The organism is Brevibacterium sp. ZH18, from assembly GCF_022748595.1.
Taxonomy (GTDB): domain Bacteria; phylum Actinomycetota; class Actinomycetes; order Actinomycetales; family Brevibacteriaceae; genus Brevibacterium.
Window position 1 is genome coordinate 18,570 of record NZ_JALDSX010000010.1, and the last position, 16,419, is coordinate 34,988.

Below are 16,419 nucleotides of genomic sequence, written 5' to 3' on the forward strand. Positions count from 1 at the left end.
TGATGCCTCCCGACTTCCTTGTCGAAGGTGGGCGGACACGCGCCGGGCGCGCTCCGCTGGATGTCATTGTAGGTCTGCCGACACAGCTGGTCATAGAGACCTGACCAGCTGTTATCGGTTCGTGTCCGGGTGATTGCTGCGGTCGCAGCCCTGTTCGGCGGGCTGGGCTGCGACCGCACAGGGTCGGCGTGGTCCTCAGGACGTGAAGATCGTGTCCTGCCATTCGTGGTGCGGGTCCTCGTGCTGGTCGATGAACACGTGCTTGATCTGCGTGTACTCCTCGAGCGAGTACTGGCTCATGTCCTTGCCGAACCCGGAGGCCTTGTATCCGCCGTGGGGCATGTCCGAGACGATCGGGATGTGCTCGTTGATCCACACGCAGCCGGCTTCGATGTCGGCCGCGGCCCGCATCGTCCGGTTCGTGGTCGTCGTCCAGGCGCTCGCCGCCAGACCGTACGGGGTGTCGTTGGCCAGTTCGATGGCTTCATCGTCGGTGTCGAAGGCGATCGCGACGAGGACGGGTCCGAAGATCTCATCGCGCCACACCTCGGCGTCGGTGTCGATCCCGCTGATCAGCGTCGGCGCGTAGTACGCCGTGGTCTCGGCATCCCCGGGCAGAGCCTCGCCGAGGTGGTTCGTCGTCGGGATCTCACCGCCGCAGTGGATCATGGCGCCGGTTTCCCGGGCACGGTCGACCATGGCGGCGACCCGTGACCGGTGGGTCAGGGAGATGAGCGAGCCCATGTCGGTGGCCGGGTTCGACGGGTTGCCGACCCGCACGCCCTTCATCAGCTCGGTCACGCGGGTGGTGAACGCCTCGAAGTGCTCGCGGGCGACGATCGCGCGGGTCGCTGCGGTGCAGTCCTGGCCGGAGTTGATGAGCGACCCGGCTACGGCGCCGCGGGCCGCGGCTTCGATGTCGGCGTCGTCGAAGACGACGAACGGGGCCTTGCCGCCGAGCTCGAGGTGGACTCGTGAGCCCTTCGCCGCGGCAAGTTCCATGATGCGCCGGCCGACCTTCGTCGACCCGGTGAACGAGGACATGACGACGTCGGGGTGGGTGATGAGCGTTTCGCCTGCTTCGAGCCCGTCACCGGCGACGATGTTGATCACGCCGGGGGCGAAGCCCGCAGCGGTGGCCGCCTCGGCGAGGATGAGCGAGGTGCCCGGAGTCATCTCTGAGGTCTTGAGCACGATCGTGTTCCCGGCAGCGACGGCGGGGAAGATCTTCCATGCGGCCATCTGCAGGGGGTAGTTCCACGGGGCGATCGAACCGACGACGCCGAGCGGTTCGCGACGAGTCATCGACGTCGACTTCTCCCAGTACGTGCCAGCGGCAAGCCCGGTCAGCTGGCGGGCGGCGCCGGCGAAGAAGTTTGCATTGTCGATCGAGCCGGGGACGTCGAATTCCTTGGCCAGGCGGATGGACTTGCCGGTCTGCTGCGACTCGAGCTCGGCGAGTTCATCGGCACGGGCCTCGAGCTGTGTGGCGAGTCCGAGCATCAGCTCCGCACGCTCGCCCGGGGTGAGTGCCTTGAATGCCGGATAGGCGGCTTTGGCTGCGGCGACTGCCTGGTTGACGTCCTCGGCGTTCGCGAGCCTGTACTCGCCGGTCTTCTCACCGGTGGCGGGGTTGACGAGGGTGAAGGGTTTGCCGCTGCCTTCGTGATAGCTGCCATTCCAATAATGCATATCTTCACTTCCAACCGAGTTGCACGTCTGTGTGGGCCTGGTCACACAGAGTATCGGAATCAGTGGGTGGAATCCACTGATTCCGTTGCATGAGACGGCTTTGAGTTGAAAACAATTACCACCCAGCATATTTCCCTGCTGAATCAGTAGTCGCATATGCGATTTTCGCGCGAGGCCGTTGGCTGCCGCACGAATGAACCTGCGTCTCGAGACAACGCCGCACCCCCGAGGCCACAGTGTGCGGCGTGGTCTCGGAGGTGCGGCGTTGTGTTGGTGAGGCTATGGAACGGTGAGGCTGTGAAGCGGTGAGGCTGTGACCAGTCTCAGCCGGGGAAGGTCTCCCCGGTCAGCTTCTCGAAGGCCTCGATGTAGCGGGCTCGGGTCTTCTCGACGACCTCGGCAGGCAGTGCCGGGGGAGGAGTGTCCGAGGACTTGTCCCAGCCGGACTCACCTGTCAGCCAGTCGCGGACGAACTGCTTGTCGAAGCTCGCCTGAGGCTGGCCCGATTCGTAGCTCGAAGCATCCCAGAAGCGTGAGGAGTCAGGAGTGAGCACCTCGTCGCCGAGGACGATCGTACCGTCGGGCAGTGTGCCGAACTCGAACTTCGTGTCGGCCAGGATGATGCCGCGCTCGCGTGCGATCTCCTCTGCCCGCTGGTAGATCTCGATGGTGAGATCGCGGATCGTTCCAGCCTGGTCCGCGCCGATTGTCTCAGCGACCTGATCGAAGCTGACGTTCTCGTCGTGATCGCCCAGCTCGGCCTTCGTGGCCGGAGTGAAGATCGCGGGTTCCAGGCGGTCGGCCTCGATGAGACCGGCGGGCAGTCGGATGCCGCACACGGATCCGGTGGCCTTGTAGTCGGCCATGCCCGATCCGGTGAGATAGCCGCGAGCGACGCATTCGACCGGGATCATCGAGAGGTTCTTCACGATGAGTCCGCGCCCGCGTACGGCGTCGGGGACGTCGGAGCTGATGACATGGTTGCCGATGACGTCAGAGAGCTGGTCGAACCACCACAGGCTCAGCCCCGTGAGCACCTTGCCCTTGTCCGGGATCTCGGAGTCGAGGACCCAGTCGTAGGCGGAGATGCGGTCCGAGGCGACCATGAGCAGCTGCTCAGCGGAGGCGGCGTCTGACGCCGTGTCGGGGATGTAGAGGTCGCGGACCTTACCCGAGTACACGTGCGTCCAGCCCGGAAGTTCGGCAGCGCCGGCATCGAGTCCCATCGCCGAGGCGGTTGTAGCCACGGCATCGTCCGCCGCCGACGTCGTCGATTCTTCGACCGCGAACGGCAGCGTCGGCTCGTCCACGGCCTCGGGGGCCGGGTAGATGTCGGCCACGGCGATCTGTCCCCGGGCAGCCACCTCGGCGATGTCGGTGCGGTGCTGTTCTCCGTCCCATTTGACCTCGTCCACAGCGGCATAGGCCTTGGCCCGGGCCTCGTTCAGGCCGTTGCCCAGCGAGACGACGGAGAGCACGCGTCCGCCGGCGGTGATGATGTCTCCGGTCTCGGCGATGTCTTCGCTGATGACGACGTCCTCGGGGGCGAATCCGGCCCCGGTGTCCTTGGCGAAGGCCGTGCCTGCGTGGAGGATGTTGATGTCCTCGAGGCCGTCGGCGCTGTTGAGTCCGAGGATGATGTCTCCGGTGCGCGGAGTGTTCGGGTAGTTCTCGGCTGCCATGACCACGGTCACCGAGGTGCGCGGATCCCACTCGAGTTCACCGACCTCGTCGAGGCGGCCCTCGGCGGCGGCGAGCAAGGTCTGTCCCAGGGGGCTGCGCAGGCGGGAGAGCACGGACTGGGTTTCGGGATCGCCGAAGCGGACGTTGAACTCAACGACCCGCATTCCCTTCGAGGTCAGGGCGAGTCCGCAGTAGAGGAGACCGACGAACGGGGTGCCGCGGCGGGTCATCTCATCGACGACTGGCTGGGCGACGGTGTTGACGATGTCGTCGACCGTGCCTGCCGGGATCCAGGGCAGGGGCGAGTAGGCGCCCATGCCGCCGGTGTTGGGGCCGGTGTCACCATCGCCGATGCGTTTGAAGTCCTGGGCGGGAGCCAGCGGCAGAGTGTGCTGGCCATCGCAGAGGACGAAGAGGGAGACCTCGGGGCCGTCGAGATAGTCCTCGATCACGACCCGGTCGGAGACCTCAAGGCAGGAGCTGGCGTGGGTCAGAGCCTCGGCGCGGTCCGAGGTCACGACGACACCCTTGCCCGCGGCTAGGCCATCGGCCTTGACCACGTACGGGGCACCGAAGTCGTCGAGGGCCGCGGCCGCCTCGTCGGAGGTGTAGGCGACCACTGCGCGTGCGGTGGGCACGTTCGCGGACTCCATGATCTCCTTGGCAAACGCCTTCGAGCCTTCGAGGACCGCGGCCTCGGCGCTGGGGCCGAAGACCGGGAACGAGGATTCACGCAGGGCGTCGGCGACACCGGCGACCAGTGGTGCCTCGGGGCCGATGACCACGAGGTCGACGTCGAGCGTCTCCGCCAGTGCGGTGACTGCGGCAGCGTCGTTCATATCGACGTCTTCGGTGTGCGCGATCGCAGCGATTCCCGGGTTGCCGGGTGCGGCGATGACGGCGTCGACCTGGGGGTCGCGACTGAGAGCTAGGACGAGGGCGTGTTCGCGGGAGCCCGAACCGATGACAAGAACCTTCACCCCACCAGACTATAAGGTCGTAGGCTTGAGTGCGTGACTCGTTCCACTTTCGTTTCCGCCGACGCCGCCGAGTTGGCCTTCGTCGAGCGCAGCGGGTTCGTCGAATCCCGCCACATCGGTTCCGCCGTCGTCCTCGACCCGGATGGATCACCCCTGATCAGCCTCGGCGCACCGGAGGCTCCCGTGTTCACCCGATCGAGCCTCAAGCCGCTGCAGGCGATTGCCGCGATGAGTTTCACAGAGCAGGTGACCGGCACCTGGGCGGCACTGGCGACCGCGTCCCACAAATGCGAGGCCGGCCACGCCGAGGCGGTTGCCGGGATGCTCGAATCCGCTGGCCTGAGCGTGGACGACCTCCGCTGTCCGTCTGCTCATCCCGCCGACGGTGCCTTCCGCCGCAGCCTGCAGGAAGCCGGCACCGGCGACCCGACATCGCGCCTGTATTTCAACTGCTCCGGCAAACATGCGGCGTTCCTCATGGCCGCCACCGCCCTCGGTGCCGAGACCGCGACCTACCTTGAACCTGCCCATCCGGTGCAGGCGAGGATCGCCGAGGTGGTCGAGGCCTTCGCCGGCGAAACTCCGGCCGCGCTCGGCACCGACGGCTGCGGGGCTCCCGTCTTCGCCCTCAGCCTCACCGGCCTGGCGCGGGGGATCGGCCGTGTTGTGCGGTTGGGCTGCACAGACGCTGACTCGGGGGCCACCTCGGCGACGGAACCCTTTGCCTCCTTTGCGACTGAGGCGCGCACCCTCATGGGCGCCGTCTTCGCCGAACCCTGGGCGATCGAGGGCCACGGCAGACCGAATTCCACGGTCATCGACCGTCTCGGCATCTTCGCCAAGGGCGGGGCCGAGGGCGTGATCGTCATGTCCACGAAAGCCGGGTACTCGGTGGCCCTGAAGTGCCTCGACGGGTCCTCCCGGGCTACGGGGCTCGTGGCTCTGACCCTGCTGCGCAAGGCCGGAGCGATTCCAGACATCAGCGACGATCTCCTCGGCGAGGTCATCGCAGAGATCACCGAGTCCGTCACCGGCGGAATCGATTCCGAGGGGCGGACGGCGGTTGTCGGGCAGGTCAACGTGGGTGAAGATATAGCGAGGATCAGGTAAGAGGGAGAGTCACTGATGGCGATTCGCAGAAGAATAGACCCCGACGAGGGCCGCAACGCCCTCGAGATGTGGGTGGCCCATTCCGAGGCCGATGCGGCACCGGCAGACCGGTCGACTTTGGCCACAGCGGTGCGTTTCACGCTCGAGGAACTCGCGTCGCGGGCGGAGGGCAACAGCGTCGAGGTCCGCGTCCCACCCTTCGGCGTCACCCAGTGCATTCCCGGCCCCCGCCACACCCGCGGGACACCGCCCAACGTCGTCGAAACCTCGGCGCAGGTGTGGTTGGAGATCGTGACCGGCAAGACAGAATTCTCCGCCGCACTGGCCGAAGGCGCCGTTGACGCCTCGGGCACCCGCGCGGACATCAGTGACTTCGTCCCGCTGTACACATCGGCAGAATTGGAAGGCCGGCGATGAACGCCCAGATCACCCAGACCACCTCATTCATCGGTGGACGCCACGTCCCCTCGCTGACCACCTACGCCAACATCGACCCGGCCACCGGGGAACACCTCGGCGATGTCTCCCGAGGCGGAGCCGACGAAGTCGACCGGGCGGTCAAGGCCGCGGCCCGGGCACAGCAGGAATGGAAGCGCTCGAGCACCGAGCAGCGGTCGAAGCTGCTGGTCGCCACCGCCGAAGTGATCCGGGCCAACCGCGATGAGATGGCCAGCCTCGAATCCGAGGACACGGGCAAACCCCTGACCCAGGCCTACGCCGACGTCGACGTCTGCGCCCGCTACTTCGAGTTCTACGGTCACACCATCGAGTCCTACTACGGGCACTCGATCCCCATGTCCGAGGACATGCACGTCTACACCCGGCGCGAGCCCTACGGCGTGACCGGACACATCGTGGCCTGGAACTATCCGCTCCAGCTCATCGGCCGTGCCGCCGCGACCTCGCTGGCCACCGGCAACTGCGCCGTGGCCAAACCCGCCGACGAAACCCCACGCTCCACGGTCCGCCTGGCCGAACTCATCCACTCTGTGGGCTTCCCCGCCGGTGCGTTCAACGTGGTCACAGGCCTGGGCGCCGAGGCGGGGGCGGCGTTGGCCGCGCATCCGGGCATCGCCCACTTAGGCTTCGTCGGCTCGACCCAGACCGGTTCGCAGATCGCCCATGCCGCTGCCGATCGGGTCATCCCGACGGTGCTCGAACTCGGTGGAAAGTCCGCGAACATCGTCTTCTCCGACGCCGATGTCGACGCTGCCATCCCGTCGTTGGTGCGCTCGATCATCCAGAACGCCGGTCAGACCTGCTCGGCCGGGTCCCGGCTCATCGTCGCCCAGGACATCCACGCCGAGGTGATCGAGAAGATGGCGGCCGCCATGGAGAAGGTGACCATCGGGTACGGCTCCGACGACCCGATGCTCGGGCCCCTCATCTCGACGAAGCAGCAGGCCCGTGTCGAAGGGTTCCTCTCCGACATCGGCAGCGCCCAGATCGTCACGGGAGGCACCCGTCCCGAGGGGCTCGCCGCCGACCTCGCCGGGGGTGCTTTCATCACCCCGACGATTGTGGACAATGTGTCCCCGGGGTCGAAGATCGCACAGGAAGAGGTCTTCGGACCCGTCGTCGTGGCCATGACCTTCGGCGATGAGGCAGAGGCGATCTCCCTGGCCAACGGCACCGACTACGGTCTGGTCTCGGCGCTGTGGACGCAGAACATCTCGCGCGCCCACCGGGTCGCCGCCGAGGTGGAGGCCGGGCAGATCTTCGTCAACACCTATGGTGCCGGCGGGGGAGTCGAACTGCCCTTCGGCGGGTTCAAGAAGTCCGGCTACGGCCGTGAGAAGTCCATCGAAGCCTTCGACGAGTACACGCAGACGAAGACCGTCGTCGTGAAGCTGTGAGGTCCTGACGCTGTGACGCGGTCTGGTCACGGTCCTCGATGACCCCTGCTGTCCTCGGGCTGGTGCTCTTCGCCTCGGTGGCCCATGCCCTGTGGAACATCGCCGCGAAGTCCGTCTCCGGCAAGGGCTATGCCTTCGTGCTGGCCTATCACGGACTCTCGGCGATCCTCCTGGCCCCGATCGCGATCTGGCTGCTCGCGTCGGGGGCACATGAGTTCAGTCCGAGTCTGCTGGGTGCCGCCGCACTCAGCGCGATCTTCCACATCGCCTACTCGGTGTCCCTCCAGTCCGGCTATGACCATGCACCCCTGGGCGTCGTCTATCCCACGGCGCGTGGAGTCGGCCCGATCATCACGATCATCATCGCCGTGCTGTTCCTGGGGGAGCGGCCCACACCGCCGGAGACCATCGGCGCCTTCGTCGTCATCGCCGGAATCGCGGTCGTGACCGTGCGCCCGAAGGGAGCCGGTGGAGGTCACGCAACAAGCAGCCACGGCGTGGGGCGTGGTCTGGCCTGGGGCGGGCTGATCGGAACCTTCATCGCCTCGTACACGCTCTGGGATGACTTCTCCGTCAACCACATCACCGATTCACCGCTGCTCTACTTCGCCGTCTCCGAAGCCTGCGTCGCCATCATCATGGCCCTTGGCATCGTGACGATCCCCGGCGGTCCGTCACGGCGCGCGGATTTCAGGTCGATCGTGTCCGGCCACAAACGAGCCTTGGTCACCGTCGCCATCCTCTCCCCGCTGGCGTACCTGCTCGTCCTCTTCGCCATGCAGCAGGCACCGGTGTCCCTCGTCGCCCCTGTGCGGGAGACCTCGATCATCGTCGGCACACTGCTGGCCTGGTGGTTCTTCGGGGAGAAGAACATCGCCATGAAGCTCACCGGTGCCGTGGTCGTCGTCGCCGGAATCGGCCTCATCGCCCTCGGCTGAGTTCTCCTCGTGGAGGGTCAGCGCTTTCTCCCACCCTTTCGGCGGAGCACGCGCACGACTCGGGTGGGGCAGGCCGAGTGTGAGAGGACTGCCTGCGAGGTTGAACCGAGAATGGTGGACGCGAAGCCGCCGCGGCCCCGGGAGCCGATGATCATGAGCTCGGCGGTGTAGGTGGCACTGATGAGCACCTCGGTGGCGGGGGCATCGAAGATCGACCAGCGGACCTCAACCTCGGGGAATTCCTCCGCCAGAGATTTCGCCGCCTCTTCACGCGAGGTCACGGCCTCGTCGTACATCTTCTCCAGGTGTGTTTCGCTGGGCATCCACTCCGGCGAGAGCACATGGGCGGCGGTGATGCCGATCAGGTGCAGGGGCAGACCGTAGATCCGAGCCTGCACTGCCGCCTCTCGCAGGACAGGGCCGTCGCTTTCGAAGGGGTCGATCGCGGCGACGATCTCACCGGTGAAGTCCGGGCGCCTGTCCCCGGACTCGGCGGCGGACGTCTGCGCGGAGGAGGAACGCACGGGCAGATCGATCGGCAGCGGCCTCTCCGGCAGCGGGCGCTCTGGCCACGTGCTGGGGATGACCACGGTGGGGCAGTGTGCGTGGGCGGGCATCGCCAAGGCCACGGACCCGAGCAGGCGACCGGCGAAACCGCCGCGACCGCGGGCACCGATGACGGCGAGGTCGGCGTTCTTCGAGTTGTCGACCAGCGCACCTGAGGCATCCCCGGGGGAGACCACGGTCGAGACCGGCACCGAGGCATCGGTGACGGTTCTGGCGCTGTCGTCGACGAGCTGCTGCACCGATCGTTTGATCGCAACGTCGAAATCGGCCGGGTAGACGATGTCGGCCTGGCTCATGTTGACGCCGGGAACGGTGTAGGCCGCGACGAGGCGAATCTCGGAGGAGGTCAGCTGTGCATGCTTGATCGCCCACTGCAGCGCACATTGACTGTTGGCGGAGCCGTCAACTCCGACGATGATCGTATGAGACATGTCCACCCCTATGTGAGAAGTCCTACTGTGCCTGCCTCTACCTTATGGGATCGGTCGGATAACTGCCTGGGAATCGACGGAGGTGATCTCGACTAGACTGTCCGCGACGTGAAATGCGGGCGCCTCTGACCCGCCACTGACACCGATGCCCGAGGAGATCATGAAGGACCAGATCGACGTCGCCGTTCGTCGCAGCCCCAAGTATTCGGTATTCATGGGACTCGGTGCGATTCTCGGCGTTCTCGTCGCGGGTGCGCTCACCCTCTTCGTCGATCCCGAAGCGATCCCCACCGGCTACACCGTGGGCAAGGGAGCCGGGCTGCTGCTGCTCATCCTCGGCGTCGGCGGGCTGTTCCTCGGCGGACTGCTGGCACTGATCCTCGACTGGTCGGGCCGGCGGAAAGCACGCAAGTACCGCGTCGGTGCAGAGATCGACATGGTCGATGATCCGAAGGAGATCGCGCGCCGTCGCATCGCCGAAGCCAATGGTGAGGATCCCGATGCCGGCGCCGAGGCAGCACCGGAGGCCGGCGCTGAGACGTCACCCGATACCACCGCAGAGACGTCGCCCGATCCCGTCGCCGAGGCGGAGGGCAGTGTCGATGACGAGCCCCGGAACGGGTCGCCGAGTACCGGAGTCTGAACATCCTGTGAAGGTGGGCTCAGTCATGTGAGACAATCTTTCACGTGGCAAGAGGAGACGGGCAACTAACGCACGAAATTGACCCCCTGGACCGCGGACCTCAGGATGCTTGCGGAGTATTCGGAGTCTGGGCGCCAGGCGAGGAAATCGCCAAACTCACCTACTTCGGGCTCTACGCTCTGCAGCACCGTGGACAGGAGTCCGCGGGTATAGCTGCCAGCAACGGCAAGCAGATCCTGATCTACCGCGACATGGGCCTGGTCTCGCAGGTCTTCCACGAGCGGGATCTCGAACTTCTGCAGGGGCACATCGCGCTCGGGCATACGCGCTACTCGACGACGGGCTCGCCCTCGTTCGAGAACGCACAGCCGACGTTGGGACCCACCCCGTTCGGGACAGTGGCATTGGCGCACAACGGCAACCTGACGAACTTCGATGAGCTCGAGGCGATGGCCGATGGTCGTCGTGATGACGCCGATCAGGTCGTCAAGGACGCGACGAAGAAGGTCAGCCGCACCCGACCCTTCCGTGACTCCTCCAATGACACCTCTTTGGTCACCGAGCTCTTCGCCACCGAAGAGGGTGAGAACCTCACCGAGGCTGCTCTCAATCTTCTGCCCAAGGTCGAAGGTGCGTTCTCGCTGGCCTTCATGGACGAGAACACCCTCTATGCTGCTCGCGACAGGCACGGCGTGCGCCCCCTGTCGCTGGGTCGGATGGAGAACGGCTGGGTCGTCGCCTCCGAGACCTCGGCGCTCGACATCGTCGGTGCCTCCTTCGTCCGCGACGTCGAACCGGGCGAACTCATCGCCATCGACGAGGACGGGCTGCGCTCCTTCCGGTTCGCCGAACAGGACCAGGCCCGCTGTGTGTTCGAGTACGTGTATCTGGCCCGCCCGGACAGCGTGCTCAACGGCAAGACCGTGCATTCGGCCAGGACTCAGATGGGCCGCCAGCTGGCCGACGAGTTTCCCGTCGATGCCGATCTCGTCATCGCCACCCCGGAATCGGGAACTCCGGCCGCTGTCGGCTATGCCGAACGCTCCGGCATCCCCTTCGGCCAGGGTCTGATGAAGAACGCCTATGTCGGCCGCACATTCATCCAGCCCTCGGACACCCTGCGACAGCGCGGCATCCGACTCAAACTCAACCCGTTGCGCGAGAACATCGAGGGCAAACGCCTCGTCGTCGTCGACGACTCGATCGTGCGCGGCAACACCCAGCGGGCGCTGGTGCGGATGCTGCGCGAAGCCGGCGCAAAGGAGATCCACGTGCGCATCTCCTCCCCGCCAGTGAAGTGGCCCTGCTTCTACGGCATCGACTTCGCGACCCGGGCCGAACTCATCGCCAACGGCCTGAACATGGACGAGATCCGCGACAACCTCGGCGCCGACTCCCTGGGATACATCTCCCTCGACGGGATGGTCGAAGCCACCCAGCAGAAGCGCAGCCAGCTGTGCACCGCCTGCTTCTCCGGCGAATACCCGATTCCAGTCAACAACACCCCTGCCGACAAAGGATGCTGAGTTGAGTTCCGACGTGAACCCGAAGTCCACCACGTATGCCGCTGCCGGCGTCGATGTCGAGGCCGGTGACCGCGCCGTCGAGCTGATGAAGTCAGCGGTCTCAGCCACACACAATGCCAACGTCATCGGGGGAGTGGGCGGCTTCGCCGGACTCTTCGATGTCTCCGTGCTCAAGGACTTCGACCGCCCTCTCCTTGCCTCGTCGACCGACGGCGTGGGTACGAAGGTGGCCATCGCGCAGGCTCTCGACAAGCACGACACCATCGGATACGACCTGGTGGGAATGGTCGTCGACGACATCATCGTGTGCGGTGCGAAGCCGCTGTTTATGACCGACTACATCGCGTGCGGCAAGGTCGTCGCCGAACGCATCGCCGACATCGTGCGCGGAATCGCCGAAGCCTGCGCGAGCGCCGATGTGGCCCTCGTCGGCGGCGAGACCGCTGAGCATCCCGGTCTGCTGGGCGTCGATGAGTACGACGTTGCGGGTGCCGCCACTGGTGTCGTCGATGCCGCCAAGCTGCTGGGCCCCGAGAAGGTCGTTGCCGGCGATGTGCTCATCGCACTGCCGTCCTCAGGTATCCACTCGAACGGGTACTCCCTGGTCAGGCACATCATCGCCGAGGCGGGGTGGGGCTTGGAGAAGAACGTGCCCGAATTCGGTCGGACCCTGGGCGAGGAGCTGCTCGTCCCCACCCACGTCTACACCGCTGAGCTCAATGCGCTCTTCGACTCCCTGCCCGATGCCGTGCATTCGGTCTCGCACGTCACCGGCGGAGGGCTCTCCGCCAATGTGGCACGTGTGCTGCCGCAGGGACTCGTGGCCAAGATGACGCGGTTCTCGTGGGAGATCCCTCCGGTGTTCTCCGTTCTCGGTGATCTGGGCGGCGTTCCGCAGGAAGATCGCGAACGGACGTGGAACCTCGGTGTCGGGATGGTGCTTGTCACCTCCGTCGAGGCGGCCGACAGCGTGCTCGCTGCTTGCCCTGGTTCATGGGTGCTCGGCGATGTCAGCGCCGATGACGGCTCACTGTCCTCGGAACTCGACTACGTTCAGGGCGCCAAGGGCGTCGACGGCGGAGCCGCGATCCTGCTCTGAGCGATCCTGCTCTAAGCGATCCTGCTCTGAGAGTGAGTGAAGACACGAAGAAGGCGGAGACCGAAGTCTCCGCCTTCTTGCTGCTCTGCTCAATGCTGCGAACTGCTCAAAGCCTCAATGTCAGTGAGTCAGTGCTGGCCACAGGGCCGAATGGTTACGATTCGCGCTGCGAATAGTTGCCGAATTCGTCCTCGTCGTCGACGTTGTACTTGTCGGCGTAATCGGAGTAATCAGGCTCGTCATCATACGGATCTGACGAACCGGACTTCTGCGACTCGGCACCCAGTTCCTGCTGGAGTCTATTAAGGTCGGTGTCCGGGCTGTAGTACTTCAGCTTCCGGGCTACCTTGATCTGCTTTGCCTTTGCGCGGCCGCGACCCACTGGCGTGACCCCCTCCGTCGTCATGTGGGGCGATCAGCCCCGGACTAGATCTCTGCTATGCGCTTAAATCCTACCTGTTCGCAGTGGGAAGTTCCATTTTGCGGCCGGACCTTGGATAGGCTGAAGGAATGTCCTACAGTCGCGATTATGTTGTCACTCTGCGGATCTTCGAGCCCACGGCGGTTCATTCCGAATTGCAAGACAGCCAGGTGGAAGACAACCGTGCTCGCGTCCAGGAGCAGGTGTCACGGGACGCCGACAAGCGCTTGATCTCCCTGCCGCCGAGCCCTGTAGCCGAATCGTTCCGCAACACTCCGATCTTCCTTCCGGCGTCTCAGACAGCGGACGGAGTCGACCGATATTGCCCTGCCCAGGAGGACATCCGCGGGTGGGAAGCGCTCGAATCCCTGAGCGAACACACCTCGAAGGCGACGCTCGACATCATCGCTCCGAAGTCCGCGCGCAGGCGTGCTGCCAGCCGTCGCGCTGAGTGGCTCCAGGACGCCAAGGACACTCGGATCTTCACCCGGGTCTCGGCCTGGGACGTGCCGCCGTCGTGGTGGCTGTTCTTCTCATTGAGCGAGGACCAGGTCATCACCGAAGAGACCGACGCCGGACTGCGGGTGCTCATCCGCACGGACATCCTGGCCGCCTCGGCGCGCATGGAATGGGCAGCGGAAACCGTCGCCGATCGGTCCAAGGTCGTCGACATGGTCGAGCAGACCTCGACACTGGCGCAGTGGGTCGACAGCTTCGACATGAACTCAATCCTCGAACTCGACCTGGGCGGGATGAGCGATGTCCTCTGGCCCAATGAGGCCCCCGAACTCGTCGACTCGTGGGTGACCGCGCTGAGCAACGAGGACCCGGAGTCCGCGGTCGCGTCCTTCCAGAAGTACGCCGCGATGTGGGAGCAGCTCAACCTCTACGCGCGCGGATCCTGAGCCTCTCTCAGCAACCTTGCGGGCGCCCAGCAACCTGCCGCGAGGTTGCTCGGCGCCCGGAAGGTAGCTGAGTCGGGCAGGCGGGCGGCTACGATAGTCTCCGTACCCGCGGCGTCGAGAGAATGAATCACACAGCCCATGGAAGAGAAGAAGCGACGACTTCTGACGAGCACCCGGCCGTCGGCGATGGTCGACTCCGATCTCACAGCTGAAGTCGACCCGACAACGGGACGTCCGACCGCCTCGGCGAAGGAACCGCTGTCGGGCTGGTCGATTGGTTGGCGACTCGGCGCGACCCTCGTTGCGCTCGTGATCCTCACCTGCGGACAGTTCCTCAATACGAACGACTTCTTCCCGCTCGGCTCGCTGACTCAGTACGCGACGGCCAAGGATCTCAACGGAACAGTGAACTCAACGTGCCTCGAAGCGCAGTTCCCCGGTGAGGACGAGCCCCGCAGGCTGGGCTTCAACGCGGCCACGGTCGGCATCGAACGCGGAGACATCGAATCTCAGCTCGACCGGGTCGTGTCCCATCCGGAACTGCTGCAGACCCTGGCCGACTCCTACGAGCGACTGCACCCGGACGACCCGAAGCCCGAAGAGATGATCCTCTGCCGCACGGTTACCCAGCTTGAGAACGGACACAGTGTGGGCGAACCGACGAAGAAGATCCTGGCGACGTGGGAGGTCAAGTGAGCATGCCCGCGAACGACCCGAAGACCGCCCGGTCGATGCGTACAAAGACCCTGTCGACGACCGGCGCCGAGGCGACCGCCCCCGAGGCGGGCAGGCGCAATGCGTTCATCCGTTGGTTCACGCCCGAGATCCCTCTGGCCCGCGTCGCCGTCTTCCGTGTCTTCATCTACGTCTTCATCATCATCGACGTGCTCACGATCTCCGGTGACGTCATCCCGCATGGCTGGACACCCGATCTCTACCAGCCGCTGTGGCTGGCCAGGTTCCTCCACATTCCGCCGGTCAGCGTCCTCGGCGCGCAGATCCTGCTCGCCGCGATCATCGTCTTCTGCCTTCTGGCCGCCGTCGGCATCCTCCAGCGCATCAGTGGCTGGATCGTCACGATCACCTTCGGGTTGTGGATGTTCTACACCCAGGGGTACGGCTACGTCGCCCACGACCATATGGCGCTGGTCATCGCCGCAATTGTGTTGCCGACGATCGGCGTCGCTCGATTCCGAGACGGGGGCGTCACCTCGGCGAAGGCCGGATGGGCATTCCGCGTCGTCCAGATCTCCGTGGTCCTCACGTATTTCTACTCGGTGCTCATGAAGTGGATCGCCTCGGGCAACATCACCCACTGGGCCAACGGGGCCGTGATCATCTGGGCTCTGATGCGCCGCGGTGCCGAGTGGTCGAAGCCGTTCCTCGAATGGCCGGGTCTGCTCATTGCGGGGCAGTGGGCGACGCTGGCATTCGAGTTCCTCTCGCCTGTGGCACTCTTCGTCAAGGGCAGATGGCTCTACGGGGTGGTCGCGTTCTTCATGCTCTTCCACCTCATGACCTACCTGGCGCTGGGCATCCACTTCCTGCCGACCGTCATCTGCTGGGCCGCGTTCCTGCCGTTGGAGAAGCTGATTCCCAAGCGCTTCGCGATCCGCTAGGTGACTCGCTGAGCGTTACCGCCTCGCAGGGCATCGAGCACACGCTTGATCGCTGCCCGCTCAGCGGTGTCCGGGCGCATCACCGCCACGACCCAGCGGGTCGTGGCGACTCCGGTCAGCGGTATGAGCGTGAGCCCCGCATCCCGCGGGGTCGTGAATCGCGGCAGCAGGGCAACTTGGTCGCTCGAGGCCACGATCGCCTCGATGAGTCGGTTGTCTCGGATGCGCTGGGTGACCTCGAGCTCACGTCCGGTGACGTGTTCGATCGAGGACAGGATCGTGGCGAACGGGAAGCCGTGGGGCACACCGATCCACTGAGCATCGACGAGGTCTCCCGGCGTCAGCTCGTGTCGACCGGCCAGCGGATGGGAGTTCGCGACCGCGACGTCGATGGGTTCGGTCGCCAGGGATTCGACGCTCAGCCCCTCGGCTCCTGCCGGTCGTTCGGAGATCAGGCTGTGGGCGACGACGATGTCGACGTCGGAGGTCAGGGCCGCGAACTCGTGCTCGGCCAGATCCATGTCGACGGTGCGCAGGATGATGTTCGGGCTCGTATCGCGCAGCTGACGCAGCGCCGCAGGGACGAGGTAGGTCAGAGCGCTAGGCAAACCGGCAATCCTGACCTCACCGGCAGGGTCGCCGAGGTAGTCCTCCCAGTCCGCCTGCACGCGGGCGATCGCCGAGGCCACGTCACGCCCGCCGGCTGCCAGCAGCCGGCCGGCAGAGGTCAGCCTCAGCCCGCGCCCATCGGGTTCGACGAGAGTATGTCCGACTTCCCGAGCCGCCTGCTTGAGCTGCTGGGACACCGCCGAAGGAGTGCGGAACGTGGCCTCTGCGACGGCGGTGACGCTGCCGCGCTCGTCGAGTTGGCACAGCAGTTCGAGGTACCTGGGATCCATGGGGCCATCGTACAAGTCTGAAGCCTGGCTACACAGTCTGTGAAGAATAT

Annotated in this window: 15 protein-coding genes; 10 read left to right on the top strand and 5 right to left on the bottom strand. The window is 65.4% G+C overall.

All coding sequences use genetic code 11. The annotated features are described in order from the left end of the window. Nucleotides 1-195 precede the first annotated feature (195 nt). Entirely contained in the window at nt 196-1,692 is a 1,497-nt protein-coding gene (locus tag MPN20_RS05870; RefSeq protein ID WP_242780451.1) for an aminobutyraldehyde dehydrogenase, read from the bottom strand. 323 nt (nt 1,693-2,015) lie between these two features. Next, nucleotides 2,016-4,355 carry a phosphoribosylamine--glycine ligase gene (gene purD, locus MPN20_RS05875; RefSeq protein ID WP_242780453.1) on the bottom strand — a complete coding sequence of 780 codons (2,340 nt, stop codon included), beginning with the start codon at nt 4,353-4,355 and terminating at the stop codon, nt 2,016-2,018. A 33-nt stretch (nt 4,356-4,388) separates the two neighbouring features. Between purD and MPN20_RS05880 the strand changes: the two genes are divergently transcribed. From MPN20_RS05880 to MPN20_RS05895, 4 genes are read left to right on the top strand one after another with little or no spacing between them, the layout of a single operon-like run. Next, the gene (locus MPN20_RS05880) at nt 4,389-5,465 is read left to right on the top strand and encodes an asparaginase (protein WP_242780455.1); all 1,077 of its coding nucleotides are present in this window, start codon (nt 4,389-4,391) and stop codon (nt 5,463-5,465) included. A 15-nt stretch (nt 5,466-5,480) separates the two neighbouring features. Continuing rightward, nucleotides 5,481-5,882, top strand: a complete 402-nt coding sequence (locus MPN20_RS05885) for a sterol carrier family protein (RefSeq protein WP_242780457.1) — start codon at nt 5,481-5,483, stop codon at nt 5,880-5,882. After that, nucleotides 5,879-7,321, top strand: coding sequence for an aldehyde dehydrogenase family protein (locus MPN20_RS05890; protein ID WP_009881531.1), 1,443 nt, complete (start codon nt 5,879-5,881; stop codon nt 7,319-7,321). The genes MPN20_RS05885 and MPN20_RS05890 overlap by 4 nt, the downstream gene beginning before the upstream one ends. 38 nt (nt 7,322-7,359) lie before the next feature. Next, a complete protein-coding gene (locus MPN20_RS05895; protein ID WP_096178810.1) occupies nt 7,360-8,259 on the top strand; it encodes a DMT family transporter in 900 nt (299 codons plus the stop codon). Between the two features lie 17 nt (nt 8,260-8,276). Here MPN20_RS05895 and MPN20_RS05900 read toward each other — a convergent pair whose 3' ends face one another. Continuing rightward, nucleotides 8,277-9,257: a universal stress protein gene (locus MPN20_RS05900; RefSeq protein ID WP_069601269.1), complete on the bottom strand. Its 981-nt coding sequence runs from the start codon at nt 9,255-9,257 to the stop codon at nt 8,277-8,279. A 160-nt stretch (nt 9,258-9,417) separates the two neighbouring features. Here MPN20_RS05900 and MPN20_RS05905 point away from each other — a divergent pair, with 160 nt between their 5' ends. The 3 genes from MPN20_RS05905 to purM are packed head-to-tail and all read left to right on the top strand — an operon-like array spanning nt 9,418 to nt 12,525. Further along, on the top strand, nt 9,418-9,900 hold the full coding sequence (locus MPN20_RS05905) for a hypothetical protein (protein ID WP_226829594.1): 483 nt from the start codon (nt 9,418-9,420) through the stop codon (nt 9,898-9,900). Between the two features lie 44 nt (nt 9,901-9,944). Continuing rightward, entirely contained in the window at nt 9,945-11,426 is a 1,482-nt protein-coding gene (gene purF, locus MPN20_RS05910; RefSeq protein WP_242780459.1) for an amidophosphoribosyltransferase, read from the top strand. Between the two features lies 1 nt (nt 11,427). Continuing rightward, on the top strand, nt 11,428-12,525 hold the full coding sequence (purM, locus tag MPN20_RS05915; protein WP_242780461.1) for a phosphoribosylformylglycinamidine cyclo-ligase: 1,098 nt from the start codon (nt 11,428-11,430) through the stop codon (nt 12,523-12,525). A gap of 154 nt (nt 12,526-12,679) precedes the next feature. On the opposite strand, the gene MPN20_RS05920 is transcribed toward purM, so the two are convergent. After that, nucleotides 12,680-12,907, bottom strand: a complete 228-nt coding sequence (locus MPN20_RS05920; RefSeq protein ID WP_242780563.1) for a DUF3073 domain-containing protein — start codon at nt 12,905-12,907, stop codon at nt 12,680-12,682. A gap of 128 nt (nt 12,908-13,035) precedes the next feature. Here MPN20_RS05920 and MPN20_RS05925 point away from each other — a divergent pair, with 128 nt between their 5' ends. The 3 genes from MPN20_RS05925 to MPN20_RS05935 all read left to right on the top strand — a co-directional run bounded on the left by MPN20_RS05925 (nt 13,036) and on the right by MPN20_RS05935 (nt 15,470). Then, nucleotides 13,036-13,851, top strand: a complete 816-nt coding sequence (locus MPN20_RS05925) for a hypothetical protein (protein WP_242780462.1) — start codon at nt 13,036-13,038, stop codon at nt 13,849-13,851. Between the two features lie 138 nt (nt 13,852-13,989). Next, nucleotides 13,990-14,547: a hypothetical protein gene (locus MPN20_RS05930; RefSeq protein WP_242780464.1), complete on the top strand. Its 558-nt coding sequence runs from the start codon at nt 13,990-13,992 to the stop codon at nt 14,545-14,547. A gap of 2 nt (nt 14,548-14,549) precedes the next feature. Continuing rightward, the gene (locus MPN20_RS05935) at nt 14,550-15,470 is read left to right on the top strand and encodes a hypothetical protein (protein WP_242780465.1); all 921 of its coding nucleotides are present in this window, start codon (nt 14,550-14,552) and stop codon (nt 15,468-15,470) included. Here the strand turns inward: MPN20_RS05935 and MPN20_RS05940 are convergent. Next, nucleotides 15,467-16,369 carry a LysR family transcriptional regulator gene (locus tag MPN20_RS05940; RefSeq protein WP_242780467.1) on the bottom strand — a complete coding sequence of 301 codons (903 nt, stop codon included), beginning with the start codon at nt 16,367-16,369 and terminating at the stop codon, nt 15,467-15,469. The two genes, MPN20_RS05935 and MPN20_RS05940, sit on opposite strands and share 4 nt — an antisense overlap. Between the last annotated feature and the right edge of the window lie 50 nt (nt 16,370-16,419).